Source organism: Labilibaculum antarcticum, from assembly GCF_002356295.1.
Taxonomy (GTDB): Bacteria; Bacteroidota; Bacteroidia; order Bacteroidales; family Marinifilaceae; genus Labilibaculum; species Labilibaculum antarcticum.
Genome location: NZ_AP018042.1, coordinates 4,856,132 through 4,868,990, shown reverse-complemented (window position 1 = coordinate 4,868,990; position 12,859 = coordinate 4,856,132). Strand labels below are relative to the sequence as shown.

At 34.8% G+C, this 12,859-nt stretch carries 13 protein-coding genes; 10 read left to right on the top strand and 3 right to left on the bottom strand.

All coding sequences use genetic code 11. The annotated features are described in order from the left end of the window. The first annotated feature begins 38 nt into the window (after positions 1-38). From ALGA_RS19505 to ALGA_RS19485, 5 genes are all read left to right on the top strand, one after another. Positions 39-449 carry a hypothetical protein gene (locus tag ALGA_RS19505; RefSeq protein WP_096432112.1) on the top strand — a complete coding sequence of 137 codons (411 nt, stop codon included), beginning with the start codon at positions 39-41 and terminating at the stop codon, positions 447-449. A 409-nt stretch (positions 450-858) separates the two neighbouring features. Beyond that, positions 859-1,290: a hypothetical protein gene (locus ALGA_RS19500; RefSeq protein ID WP_096432110.1), complete on the top strand. Its 432-nt coding sequence runs from the start codon at positions 859-861 to the stop codon at positions 1,288-1,290. Positions 1,291-1,338: 48 nt separating this feature from the next. Then, positions 1,339-2,154: a hypothetical protein gene (locus ALGA_RS19495; protein WP_096432108.1), complete on the top strand. Its 816-nt coding sequence runs from the start codon at positions 1,339-1,341 to the stop codon at positions 2,152-2,154. A 76-nt stretch (positions 2,155-2,230) separates the two neighbouring features. Then, positions 2,231-3,502 carry a retropepsin-like aspartic protease gene (locus ALGA_RS19490; protein WP_096432106.1) on the top strand — a complete coding sequence of 424 codons (1,272 nt, stop codon included), beginning with the start codon at positions 2,231-2,233 and terminating at the stop codon, positions 3,500-3,502. Between the two features lie 539 nt (positions 3,503-4,041). Next, positions 4,042-4,335, top strand: coding sequence for a hypothetical protein (locus ALGA_RS19485; RefSeq protein ID WP_096432104.1), 294 nt, complete (start codon positions 4,042-4,044; stop codon positions 4,333-4,335). A gap of 213 nt (positions 4,336-4,548) precedes the next feature. On the opposite strand, the gene ovoA is transcribed toward ALGA_RS19485, so the two are convergent. Further along, positions 4,549-6,684: a 5-histidylcysteine sulfoxide synthase gene (ovoA, locus tag ALGA_RS19480; protein ID WP_096432102.1), complete on the bottom strand. Its 2,136-nt coding sequence runs from the start codon at positions 6,682-6,684 to the stop codon at positions 4,549-4,551. Between the two features lie 158 nt (positions 6,685-6,842). Here ovoA and ALGA_RS19475 point away from each other — a divergent pair, with 158 nt between their 5' ends. Then, positions 6,843-7,085 carry a GlsB/YeaQ/YmgE family stress response membrane protein gene (locus tag ALGA_RS19475; RefSeq protein ID WP_096432100.1) on the top strand — a complete coding sequence of 81 codons (243 nt, stop codon included), beginning with the start codon at positions 6,843-6,845 and terminating at the stop codon, positions 7,083-7,085. An 83-nt stretch (positions 7,086-7,168) separates the two neighbouring features. On the opposite strand, the gene ALGA_RS19470 is transcribed toward ALGA_RS19475, so the two are convergent. Continuing rightward, positions 7,169-7,486, bottom strand: a complete 318-nt coding sequence (locus ALGA_RS19470; protein WP_096432098.1) for an antibiotic biosynthesis monooxygenase family protein — start codon at positions 7,484-7,486, stop codon at positions 7,169-7,171. Next, on the bottom strand, positions 7,483-8,430 hold the full coding sequence (locus ALGA_RS19465; protein WP_096432096.1) for a LysR substrate-binding domain-containing protein: 948 nt from the start codon (positions 8,428-8,430) through the stop codon (positions 7,483-7,485). The genes ALGA_RS19470 and ALGA_RS19465 overlap by 4 nt, the downstream gene beginning before the upstream one ends. A gap of 228 nt (positions 8,431-8,658) precedes the next feature. Between ALGA_RS19465 and mtnN the strand changes: the two genes are divergently transcribed. From mtnN to ALGA_RS19445, 4 genes are all read left to right on the top strand, one after another. After that, on the top strand, positions 8,659-9,363 hold the full coding sequence (gene mtnN, locus ALGA_RS19460; RefSeq protein ID WP_096432094.1) for a 5'-methylthioadenosine/S-adenosylhomocysteine nucleosidase: 705 nt from the start codon (positions 8,659-8,661) through the stop codon (positions 9,361-9,363). An 11-nt stretch (positions 9,364-9,374) separates the two neighbouring features. Next, a complete protein-coding gene (locus ALGA_RS19455) occupies positions 9,375-9,854 on the top strand; it encodes an S-ribosylhomocysteine lyase (protein ID WP_096432092.1) in 480 nt (159 codons plus the stop codon). 104 nt (positions 9,855-9,958) lie between these two features. Next, positions 9,959-10,408: a DUF3592 domain-containing protein gene (locus ALGA_RS19450; protein WP_096432090.1), complete on the top strand. Its 450-nt coding sequence runs from the start codon at positions 9,959-9,961 to the stop codon at positions 10,406-10,408. Positions 10,409-10,634: 226 nt separating this feature from the next. After that, complete coding sequence (locus tag ALGA_RS19445; RefSeq protein WP_096432088.1) at positions 10,635-12,749, top strand: M3 family metallopeptidase; 2,115 nt, start codon at positions 10,635-10,637, stop codon at positions 12,747-12,749. Positions 12,750-12,859: the final 110 nt, after the last annotated feature.

Genomic DNA, 12,859 nt, shown 5'->3' with positions numbered 1-12,859 from the left:
ATTTTCGTCATAAACAATAAAACAATTAGCTATAAATAATGAGAGCCACATACATTAATCCTAAAGAATTCGACAAGCAATTAAGTGAAAGAAAACAAAGCATTAAATCGGTTGCAGAATTACTTGGAATAGAAATAAGTATCGCTGATAAACTTTTGGCTGGACACAAATCAATCTCCAATTTACAAATCCTGAAATTAACTGAGATGGGTGGCTATTGCTACCAAGGACTAGTTACAATAAATAGAACTCTTCCTATAGATTGCGGTAGCGAAAATGAAGTTAATCCCAGCAGTCAACCTGTAATCATCCGCAAATCAATAAAAATAGATCGAAATATTCAGCAGAAATATATTTGTAAGAAATGTGATTTTTTTATATCGGATACTGTTAATTATTGTCCTTCCTGCGGAAAAGCACTTCCTAAATTTATTAGAAAAAATAAATAAACAATATTAAAAAAACGTCTTCAGGAAAATGACTATAGCTAAACAGTATAACAAATAAAAAACATTAGTAATACTTGATCTTAAAATGATATATAAAGAATAAAACCTTAATGAGGAGAGCTTTTTTCAAGTATTTAATAGATTTCGACTTTAAAAGAGAAACAAAAAAGATTGAGTAGGAAATAAAGATTCACTGAGTTTTAATTGAATGAACATTTAACGACATAGCGATGCAAATACTTCTATTTACTTCGCCTACACTACAGTTACAGAGTATGTTCCCAATTTATACTCTAAAACTATTATCACCTTGCTTAAAAAATAATTGACAACATTTAAAAAACTTGACCGGAATTAAAATTATTCTGCTATTTTCGTAATAATCAATAAGAAACCTAAACTATAAATCATGACTACATCTTACATAAACCCAAAAGAATTCGACAGACAATTAACTGAAAAAAAATTAACCCTTAAAGATGTTGCTGAAATACTTACTCTAGAAATTAATCATGCAAAAGATATTTTTGCAGGATACAAATCGATCCCTGAAATTGAAATCCTTAAACTACATGAATTAATGGGTTTCGTTTACCTTGATCTTATTACAAGTGAAAAAACAATTAACGAAAATAAACCAATCAAAATAGTAAGGCCTAAAAAACATAGCTCAAATAACAATCATTCAATTTTGAAGAATACCTACCTTGACATTGATGAAAAAGCCAGCTGTGAAAAATGTAATTTCCTGATTAATAACCCAGTCAATTATTGTCCGAATTGTGGAGAATTACTTCCTCAGCTTATTAGAGATGATAAGACAATTCCTAATGAAAAATGAGAATCTAGATGTAGTATTAGACTCTAAAAATATAAAAACCCAAATTGCATGTTTTACGATATTATAGACAAATTGGACTTTTCAGAGTCTGATAAATACGCATGGGAAGAAATAGATGGCAAACCCCGTTACCGTTGGTACAAATATGCACTAAACTCGGTATACATGATATCCAGCATTGATGACCTACGTGATATTGACAACATCAGCTTTGATGATCTTGGCGCTTATTACGACAGCGTGGCCTGGGTCGCAAAAAACGACCCAGACGCTTTGAAGCACATCATGGGAACATTGGTAGAACCGGTTACCGATATCGTAAAACAAAAACTGCTCAGCCATCTGCTCAAACGAAAATATTATGAGTCTTGCGCAATTGTTGAAAAATATTTGATCTCTTTTCCAGTTCCCCCCGAAAGAACTTTTACCCGCAAAAAAGAAAAATTCACAAAAGATGTAAACGAGAACATTGCAAAACAGATCTATCATTTATCTAATCTTCTTGTCACCTTAAAAACAACAGGCAAAGAAAAACTCTACGAGCCGGAAATGACAGATTCCCTAAGTAAACTTCTGAACTTTGAATCTTTTTCGGACTACCTTATTCGTGAGCATCTCGATTCGTTGGAGTGGTTGCGACAAAATGCTCTTGATGAGCTAAAAGAAATGTTTACAGTTGAAATATGCACGGAAACAAAAGACAATCTGCTTACTTATCTGGCCCAAAAAGAACTTTACTCATTGTGTCAGTTTTTTAAAGAAACATTGCAGGTGCTCGAAATGCCGTTCTACTTCGAAATTCCACCCTACCATAAAAAAATAACGAATGATGATGGGGACTATATTAATGAAGATGAGGAGTAAGGCTAAGAACTTGCCTGATTATCTAAATTCCAGAAAATAAAACAAATACTATCAACAATTTGAAACCATACAGTAATTGAGACATCTAAAAAAAATCGGAATTTCTTTTTTATGGATTTTATCCTGTTTGAATCTATTCGGCCAGAATGAGAATCTTAAATTCAATGATATATATGATTTACTTGAACAGAAGAATTTCTTTAAGGCAAAAGAAATGTATTCTTTCGCTAAAAATAATTTTCCCATAGCCTATCAAAAATTCACTGAAGCCCTTTTAGATAATGCATTTAACCGACTGGATGAATCGCAGGAAAAGATAACATTCCTAATCGATAAAAAACTAAGTATTCCTGATTCTCTTCAATTAAAACTGTACGAAGTAAAAATGGATAACTCTTTGAAACTGTACAATTACAAAGAAGCTAAAAATTCCATTATTACTATTTTGAGTGATTATAAAAAAGATCTTACTAAGAAGGAAACAGCCAGTTTTGAGAACAGCTTAAAAATATGGTCTTCATTAGAAAACACTTCTCCGCAAAAAGTAATTATCAAACAGAATACAATCCTGAAGATGGAAAAAGACATCGCAGGCCTAAAAAACCTGAAAGTGTCTGCAAATTGTGATACCCTAAATTTTATTTTTGATACGGGTGCTAATTTATCGACCACTTCGCAATCTGTTGCAGAGCGGCTAAAAATGAAAATCATTCCTGTAGAAATAGAAGTCGAAACTATTACAGGTACTAAAATTTTGGCTCAGTTGGCCGTGTGTGATCAACTGACAATGGGAAATGTCGATATGTATCATGTCATTTTTTTGGTATTACCAGACGAAGACTTGTCTTTTCCACAGATAAATTATCAGATTTATGGAATATTAGGTTTCCCCTTAATTGAAGCCTTAAAGGAAATACAGATAACCCAAAATGGTGATTTCATTATTCCTAAAGAAAGGACGGCTTTCATAGAGAGTTCGAATATGGCAATGAATGGATTAACCCCTTTAATTTACATAGACGGAATGCACTTTACTTTTGATACAGGTGCAGATAATACAATGCTTTACCATTCTTTTTATAAGGAAAACCTTGATGAAATTACCAAACATTATCAGCCTGAAAAAATTAGTTTTGGAGGTGCCGGTGGGAAAGCTGGATTTGATGGATATGTGATCAATCATACGTTCAATATTTTGGGAAAAGACGCTGCACTCAAAGACATTCAGGTATTGAAAGAAAAAATTAAAGAAGATGAAACAGTGTATGGAAATATAGGACAAGACCTGATTCAACAATTCAATACCATGACTTTAAATTTCGATAAAATGTTTATAAGGTTTGAATAAGACAACTTGCGAATACATACAAATGAGTGAGCTAAGTTACATTGCGACTTTGCTATTTTTAGTTCACAATTAAAAGCAGATGTGTAGACAATAACATCCCAACCCACAGCACACAATGACAAACCATTAGACACTGTAAAATGTAAAGAAAATTGCTTCGTGTGAAAATTATTGCTTTGTAGATTAGGGCAAAGATACAATGAGATTAGCTCCCTTAGGAGCGGAAACAGGGTAGATGACCGAACAATAAAAACTGGTGTAATTCTGCTGATGGAATAAACTACCTGTTACTATTGATACTTCGATTGAACTTGAAATCAAGATACATTCACAATATTTTTTTAAAAACCGATTACCTCGGTTTTATTTCAATAGTACAATGCCACTACACGGATAAAATTTTTAAAGCGATAATTGTTCATACAGTTAACATTATTACTTTTTTTTCACTGTAAATAATTTACAATATTTTAAAATTAAGCTAACAATTAAAAATATTCAACTATTTTCGTGATAACAATCAAAAATTAACACTAAATATGGCATTCAAATACATTAATCCTGAAGAATTTAACAAGCAATTGATTGAAAAAGCACTAAGCGTTGAAGCGGTTGCTGAATTACTTGAAATTGAAATTGGTATCGCAAAAAATATTTTTTCAGGATACAAATCAATCACCAACTTTGAAATTCTAAAATTACATGAATTAGTCGGTTTTAGTTATCCAGATCTTATTGGAAAACAAAAATTACTTGACCCAAATAAACAAAAAGAAATAAAGATAAAAAAAAACTCAGGACTCACATATCAAACGTACAAAATTAGGGGATAAGTATCTTAACGTTTACCAAAAGACTAATTGTGACGAATGTAATTACCTAATCATTAACCCAGTCAATTTTTGTCCGAAATGTGGAGAATTACTCCCGCTAATTATTAGAGAAGATGAAGTTATTCCTGGTGAGAATAAATCTTCAGGCGAATAACTATAATTCTTCAAAAAAAGGGACAATTGAAAATCATCAATTGTCCCTTTTTTATCGCCTTATTTCTTCTTCCAAATTGTCATTTGCGCTATTGTATGCTGATATTTTCTTGATGTTTCACGAATAACAAAAGGCACATCCTTCGGTTCATCCAACAAATAAAAATGCTCTTTCAAAATCTCCTTTAACCCATCCAGTGTTGTGTAAGGTTCGCCATCTTTTCGATATCCACCCACCCATTTATTTAGCTCAGTAAACTCTTCCAACCAAGTGTATGGCGAAGTTAATACCAACATTCCATTTTCATTAATTCGCTGGTGAATGTCTTTCAGAAATTGAATTGGGTCGTACAATCGATCAATTAAGTTTCCTGCAAACACCAAATCATATCCGGTATAAATATCCTTTAAATTGCAAGCATCTGCTTGAAAGAATTCCACCTTATTTCGAATAATATCCAAATTATGATCTTCCAGTTTCACCTCCTGATAACTCGTCAACTTTCCTTCTTCCTCTCGGATATATTTTAGTTTTCCGGTTTCTTTTAGCTGAGTTCCAATTCGAATAAAGCGAGCCGAAAAATCTACTCCTGTCACCCGATCGAAATGTTTAGCCAGCTCGAATGATGTTCTGCCAGTTGCACATCCCAAATCCAGCGCATTTCCTTTGTGTAAATCGGCCAGATGATTTTCAATAATCGAAAGACAAGCTTCTGAATAATTTTGGATGCCAAAATATTCTTCTCCATATTGAAATTCACAATATTGCGATACCAAATTATCGGTTTCGTAGTAATCGGTTTCAATTTCCACTTTCACATCCGATTCGATATACCGAAAACCTGCATGCTGATAAAAATGACGACGAAAAGCATAACGGGAATCGCGAATGGCCAGGTTCCCCGTCGAAATCCACGAACCTCCTTTAATCAGATTGTGTTTGGCATCAAAAGTTGGTGTTGAAAAATCATCGTAAAACGGATGAATCTCGAAACCATCCAATCCTGAAATAGGCATCTCGGTCCATTGCCACACGTTGCCAATTACATCGTAAAAACCACCGGTTTCAAATTTATCCACCGGACAAGAGGAAGCGTAATGCTCCAAATTAATATTCCCTGGTGCTATTTCCCATTCCGGCTGATCGGCAATATGCAGTGAATCCCGTAAACGATAATACTCCGCCTCGGTTGGCATGCGTAACGTTTTGCCTGTCTTCGCAGATTTCCAGTTACAGAAAGCCTTTGCTTCCAGATAATTTACCTCCGCAGGCCAATTCCAAGGCATTTCAATAATCTCCAGCAGCGTGCGAAACTTCCATTCGGTCCCCTCTTTCACCCAAAACAAAGGATGGGTACATTTTTTATAAGTCACCCAGCCCCAGCCTTCTTCCGTCCACCACTTTTCTGTTGTGTACCCATCATCATCTACAAAAGCCTTAAACTCTTCATTAGAGACTAAAAACTTTGATGCGTAAAATGATTTTATTTTAGAATTGTATTTTCCAAACTCATTGTCCCAACCATACAAAGCATTATCTTTTCCTTTTCCGATACTAACCTTTCCCGATTTAACCTTTACCAATTCGTTAGCTGGAGCATTCCCCCATTCCTCGCAAATTTTAAAGAGAGAATTTGGCTTCACCAGATCAATCGGCAATTGCCGAATCAATACCGATGATGTTTCAATATGAATACGCTGATGTTCTATCCCCATTACAATCACCCAAAACTGACTTTCCCAATTGATTGGAATGGTAAGAGGAAGCTCTAAAATCAGCTTCTCAATCATTTTTTTAGTCTTGTTACGATAAACCTGAGTCTCCTCTACAGTCGGCCAGTCGTAATGCTTTTCATTCAAATCATCCCACGACATTTCATCCACCCCCACAGCAAACATCGATTCAAACTTTGAATCAATTCTTTCAGTAATAATTCCTGCAAGTATCAGTTTATTAACAAAAAAAGTTGCCGTATGACCAAAATAGAATGCCAATGGATGACGCAATGGATCAGCACGATGCAGAAATGCTTCCTGTCCATTTAGGCAATCGTATAACCGTTCATCCAATTCCCAGGTAGCTCTAAAATAATTGAGAAGTTCTCTTCTTTTTTCTTCAGGATTCCCTTGGTTCAATATTGGTGTTTTAGTCACCAATAAATCTTGCTGACTCTTTGTTTCTATCATATTTCCCATAAAATTTCAGCTTTGAATTTTTCGCTTTCATTGCAAAAATGAAGTTAATGATTATTCTTATCCATTCAAAAAACCATTCTAGTGTATGACAAACAATCAAAAGATAAGTTTTGTTTTGAGAATTTTAAGTATTTTAACAAGGCACTAATTTTCAATTTATGAACTATCTTATTTTTTTACTAATTGGACTTGTAGCTGGATGGATTGCCGGCATTCTATCAAAAGGTCGCGGTTATGGCATCTTAGTCAATATGATTTTAGGTGTAATCGGCTCTTTCGTTGGCGGCACAATTTTTAGCTTTTTCGGAATTCATCTCAACGGATTCTTTGGTTTACTGATATCGGCTACTGTTGGCGCCATAGCTATTATTTGGATTGTAGGATTACTTTCGAGGAAATAAGGCGGTTTCAAAGCATTCACCCCAAAATCCCATTTAGACACCCGAAAACTTTCAGTATAGAGTGCATTTATGAATTCGAAACTCTATTTCTCAAAAAAATAGTCCGATTCTACCTTGCAAATCCTTACCGAATATTTTTGATACCAATTCTCTTTGCCTCTTTCCTGAGCAATTTGATGAGCAGGATGTGCTTGCCATTTTTTAATTGCATCCATACTCTCCCAATACGAAACTGTTATTCCAACTTCATTTTCGGCCGATTCTGCTCCCAGAAAACCAGGTTGTCTTTGGGCTAGTTCTATCATGGAATCCGCCATTTCAGAATACCCCTTGTCAAGCGGTGTTTTTATCGAAGTAAATACAACAGCATAATAGGGTGTTCTTATTGTTTTAGCAATCATTTTTCTACAAAATTAGTTTTTACAATTTCTTTATCTTCCCAACTAAGCATTTGGGAAGGCACACTATCTTTAATAACCTGACTAATTACATTCAGCAGGTTTCGTCTCACCTCAGTCTTTAATGAAACCATCGTCACTTCTCTCACCCTCTTCTTCCCTTTTATCACCTTAATCATTTCTTCCTGTTCCGAAGGAATCATCAAAGTAGAAAGTTCAGGCAAAAAGGTAACTCCTCCTTTGTACTCTACAATTCTTCGCAGTGCGTCAATATTATTACTTTCATATACAAAATTACCATTGCTGTTGGGTTGAATACTGCAAATATTAGTCACCTGATCCATAAAACAGTTTCCTTCTTTCAGCAGCCAAACATCTGAATAATCTAATTTTTTGATGTCTATTTCATCTTGAGAATACAGTTCATGCTTATCAGAGACATACAAATAAAACCGCTCATAAAATAAAGGATCCAAAACCAGATTACTTTTCAATTTAATTGGTGTTGAGAGAATTCCACCATGAAAGGTTCCATTTTTAATTCCCCGTAAAATATCTTCAGTAATTGCCTCCTGAATCTTTAGCTTGATTTTAGGATACCTTTTATTCAAGTCATCGATAAACAAAGGCACCAAAAATGGGGATAAAGTTGGAATAATCCCTAAACAAACATCACCCTGAATCTCTTCAGACAACAAAATGGCAAAATCTTCCAATTGCCTCGATTCTGTTACCAAAGATTGCGCTTTCTCCAAAAAGGCAATTCCATTTAAGGTAGGCTCAACACTTTTGGTCGAACGATCGAAAAGAATAATTCCCAACTCCTCCTCTAAAGCTTGTATTTGCAGGCTAACAGCCGGTTGTGAAACCCCCATCGATTTAGCAACACCTATGTAACTTCCTAAACGGCCCAATGCCAAAGCATACTTTAATTGTTTTAAGGTCATCCGATAACTTTTTCTTATTAGAATGATGAAGTTAATTAAATTTTCTTTCTGTGATCATTGAATTGAAATTTTAGCCCCCAGAAAAAACAACCAATAAAGTTAATCGGGCTTGAGTGAACAGCAGGATAGTTTTGTACCTTTGGCATTCTTAAAAATTAATGAAGAAATTTGAGATTGGATGATTAGAAGTCCAGAATCTTATCACTCTCATCTAAAATCTTATTGAGCATGAAAATTGGAATTATAGGTGCAATGGAAGTCGAAGTTGTTAAGCTTCGCGATCAATTGGCCAACAGAAATGAACAAAGAAAAGGATCATTTGTTTTCTATACGGGTACTTTAAACAATGTAGAAATTGTTTTACTTCAATCGGGTATTGGAAAAGTAAATGCAGCCATTGGTGCTGCATTGTTAATCGACAATTTTCAACCCGATTATGTGATTAATACTGGTGCTGCAGGTGGTTTCCCCGGCGATTTAAAGGTTGGAGATATCGTAATATCCGAAGAAGTTATTCATCATGATATGGATTGCACCGTTTTCGGTTATAAAATAGGCCAAGTTCCCGGAATGCCGGCTAGCTTTATCGCAGATGAGAAATTAATTGCCTTGGCAGAGAAGTCGGTTCATTTATTAACCGATTTACAAACAAAAAAAGCATGCATTCTTACTGGAGATCAGTTCATGAATAATGCAGACGCTACAAATAAAATAAAAACACTATTCCCTACTGCCGAAGCTGTTGAAATGGAAGGTGCTGCAATTGCACAAACTTGTTACCAATTCAGTATTCCATTTGTGGTTATCCGATCTATTTCGGATATTGCAGGACAGGAAAATGACATCGAGTATCAGGAATTTGTTGAAATAGCCGCAGTCAATTCAGCCAAAATGGTAACAGAAATGGTTCGTGAGTTAGGAAATCAGAAATAAAAAATAGTAATATGGAAAAAATACAAAGCTTTACAGTTGATCACAATAAATTGAAAAGAGGGATCTATGTATCCCGTAAGGATAAAGTTGGAGCAGAAACCTTAACAAGTTTCGATATTCGAACCAAATTGCCAAACCAGGAACCGGCAATGGATATTCCTGCAATGCATACTATGGAGCACTTAGGCGCAACCTTTTTGAGAAATCATAAGGAATGGTCCGATCGCACGATCTATTTTGGTCCAATGGGTTGCCGTACTGGATTCTACGTTATTTTTAATGGCGATTTAGAATCAAGGGATATTGTAAAACTAACTCAGGAAATGTTTGATTTCATGGCTAATTTCACAGACGAAATTCCAGGAACCAACAAGATTGAATGTGGAAATTACATGAGCCACGATTTACCAATGGCGAGATGGGAATCCAACAAATTCAAAACTGAGGTTTTGGGAAATCTTACTGAAGAAAACTTAAATTATCCTGAATAAGGAAGAAATACAAAATTTAAAGAGGCTGCTATTCATGTTAGAATACAGCCTCTTTTTTTTGTATAAATTTCCTTATATTTATTACCGCTAAATATCTGTACACGATGAAACTTTCAGGATCCAAATTTCTTATTATAACGATTTTGATATTGCTAATTCCCATTTATGGAAATTGGAAACTAATTGTATCTGGTGAAAAAACAGAAGGTGTTGTTGTAAAGATTATTGAAGAAAAGAGCGGCATGTTGCTGTCTTTTTATTCTGTTATTGCCTACGAAGCGAATCAAAAGAAATATGTTCTTAGAGGTCCTGAAAATGTTGAATATCCTATTGGCAAGAAATTTCAGATTCTTCACTCAAAGGAAGATCCTCAAGATGCGATCATTTTCTCAATAAAAGGATTTTATTTTAACAAATACGCTTCGGTTTCGGTTGTTTTATTCATACTATGGATCGCATTTTACCTTAGCTTTTCACCAAAGAGTGAAAACCGGGACTCTGAAAAGCAAAAAAAGAATTCAAATAATAAGACGCCCAGAAAAAAGCTGCTTTAAAGAAAGATAAATATCTGACCATCTCCTCAGGCATCAAAATTAACTATTATTTAAAATAGTTAAGCTTACCAACAACTCCCCTTCCACTTTTCCCATTTCGCATATTTTGATTCTAAATTGCAACGAATATGTTGCGAAAACTAAACAAATCATAAGGAAAACCTATCAAATTTTATTAATTTGGCAGGCAAACATTCTATAAGTACTAATACTAACACCTAACAACGTGAAAAAGACTTTTATTTATGTACTTGTTGCAGGTATCGGTTTAACCGCCTGTAATAGTAACAAAAGCGAGCAAAAGACTGACAATCCGTTCTTTGCAGCCTACGACACACCACATCAAACAGCTCCATTTGATTTAATTAAATTTGAGCATTACGAACCCGCCTTCATGGAAGGCATGAAACAAGGTTTGCTTGAAATTGATGCTATTGCTAACAGCAAAGAGGCTCCGACTTTCGAAAATACAATTATTACCTACGAAAAGTCTGGTGCATTACTTGATAAAGTAAGCGATGTATTTTATAATATTAAAGGATCTGAAAACACTGATTCTATTGCAGCTCTTGCAAAAAGATTGTCTCCATTAATGACAAAGTACAGTGCTGATATTAGTTTGAATGAAAACTTATTCAAAAGAATTAAGTCTGTTTACGATCAAATGGATGAATTGGATCTTTCTGTTGAAGAACAAAGCATGCTGGATAAAATCTACAGTGGTTTTGTTCGTAGCGGAGCAAATCTTGCTGATGATGAGAAAAACCAATTACGTGCTATCGATTCAGAACTTTCAGCTTTAACACTGCAATTTGGTGACAATATTTTAGCCGAGACAAACAATTTTAAATTGGTGATTGACAACGAAAAAGATCTTGCTGGTTTACCTGCAGGTGTTGTTGGTGCTGCTGCTGAAACTGCAAAATCAGATGGTAAAGAGGGTAAATGGATGTTTACGACTCAAAAGCCAAGTATGCTTCCTTTCCTTCAATACGCTGAGAATCGCGACTTGAGAGAAAAATTATACATGGGATATGTGAATCGTGGTAACAATAACAATGAGTTCGATAACAAAGAGATTGCCAAGAAAATTATAAATCTACGTCTTAAGCGTGCTCAGTTATTTGGATTCAAAAACCATGCAGAATTTGTTCTTGAAAAGAACATGGCTAAAACTCCTGAAAATGCATTTAAATTATTGAATCAACTTTGGGCAGCAGCCTTGCCAAATGCAAAAAAAGAGGTTCTTGAAATGCAAAAGGTAATCGATCAAGAAGGTGGAAAATTCAAGCTGGCTTCTTGGGATTGGTGGTTTTATTCAGATAAAGTAAAAAAGGCGAAATACGATTTAGATGAAGAGGAATTAAAACCATACTTCGAAATCAACAATGTTCGTGACGGTGCTTTTACTTTAGCGACTAAATTATATGGAATCAAATTCATTCCACGTACTGATATTGCTAAATTCAATCCTGAAAATCAAGTGTTTGAGTTGCAGGAAGCGGATGGAACACACATTGGTATTTTCTACGCGGATTATCACCCACGTGCTTCGAAAAGAGGTGGTGCCTGGATGAGTTCATTCCGTAAGGAGTCAGGTTTTGGTACTGATAAGTCTGTTAGTCCGATTATCATGAACATTTGTAACTTTACAAAACCTGTTGGTGATACTCCTTCTCTATTAACTCCAGACGAAGTAGAAACTTTATTCCACGAATTTGGTCATGCTCTACACGGATTCTTATCGAAATGCAAATACAACATGTTGTCTGGAACTTCAGTTTCCCGCGATTTTGTTGAGCTTCCATCTCAGGTAATGGAAAACTGGTGTTTTGAACCAGAAATGTTGGCACTTTATGCTAAACATTATAAAACAGGTGAAGTAATTCCTGTTGAATTGGTGAAGAAAATTCAAGATGCTGGTAAATTCAATCAAGGATTTGCAACAGTTGAATACTTAGCCGCTTCCATGTTGGATATGAAATATCATACATTAACTGAAGAGTTAACAGAAGATGTAATGACTTTCGAGAAAAAATATTTAGATGAACTAGGATTAATTTCTGAAATCTATCCTAGATATCGTTCAACTTATTTCAATCACATTTTTGCTGGTGGATACTCTGCTGGATACTACGCTTACATTTGGGCTGGCGTATTGGATTCTGATGCTTTTCAAGCATTCAAGGAAACTGGTTTATTCAACAAAGAAACTGCAAAAGCTTTCCGCGATAACGTATTGGCTAAAGGTGGTTCTGAAGATCCAATGGTATTGTACAAACGATTCAGAGGTGCAGAACCTAGTATTGATGCATTATTAATCAAACGTGGTTTAAAATAATTTGTAAACTATAGCTTTTAGCTGATTTACAAAATTCAAAATATAAAAATCCGGTTCACATTGTGAACCGGATTTTTTATGTCTGGGTAATTCGTAATGGAAAAGCAAGG

Coding starts and splice junctions, on each gene's coding strand:
- ALGA_RS19505 (WP_096432112.1), top strand. CDS start 39: ATGAGAGCCACATACATTAATCCTAAAGAATTCGACAAGCAATTAAGT.
- ALGA_RS19500 (WP_096432110.1), top strand. CDS start 859: ATGACTACATCTTACATAAACCCAAAAGAATTCGACAGACAATTAACT.
- ALGA_RS19495 (WP_096432108.1), top strand. CDS start 1,339: ATGTTTTACGATATTATAGACAAATTGGACTTTTCAGAGTCTGATAAA.
- ALGA_RS19485 (WP_096432104.1), top strand. CDS start 4,042: ATGGCATTCAAATACATTAATCCTGAAGAATTTAACAAGCAATTGATT.
- ovoA (WP_096432102.1), bottom strand. CDS start 6,684: ATGGGAAATATGATAGAAACAAAGAGTCAGCAAGATTTATTGGTGACT.
- ALGA_RS19475 (WP_096432100.1), top strand. CDS start 6,843: ATGAACTATCTTATTTTTTTACTAATTGGACTTGTAGCTGGATGGATT.
- ALGA_RS19470 (WP_096432098.1), bottom strand. CDS start 7,486: ATGATTGCTAAAACAATAAGAACACCCTATTATGCTGTTGTATTTACT.
- ALGA_RS19465 (WP_096432096.1), bottom strand. CDS start 8,430: ATGACCTTAAAACAATTAAAGTATGCTTTGGCATTGGGCCGTTTAGGA.
- mtnN (WP_096432094.1), top strand. CDS start 8,659: ATGAAAATTGGAATTATAGGTGCAATGGAAGTCGAAGTTGTTAAGCTT.
- ALGA_RS19455 (WP_096432092.1), top strand. CDS start 9,375: ATGGAAAAAATACAAAGCTTTACAGTTGATCACAATAAATTGAAAAGA.
- ALGA_RS19450 (WP_096432090.1), top strand. CDS start 9,959: ATGAAACTTTCAGGATCCAAATTTCTTATTATAACGATTTTGATATTG.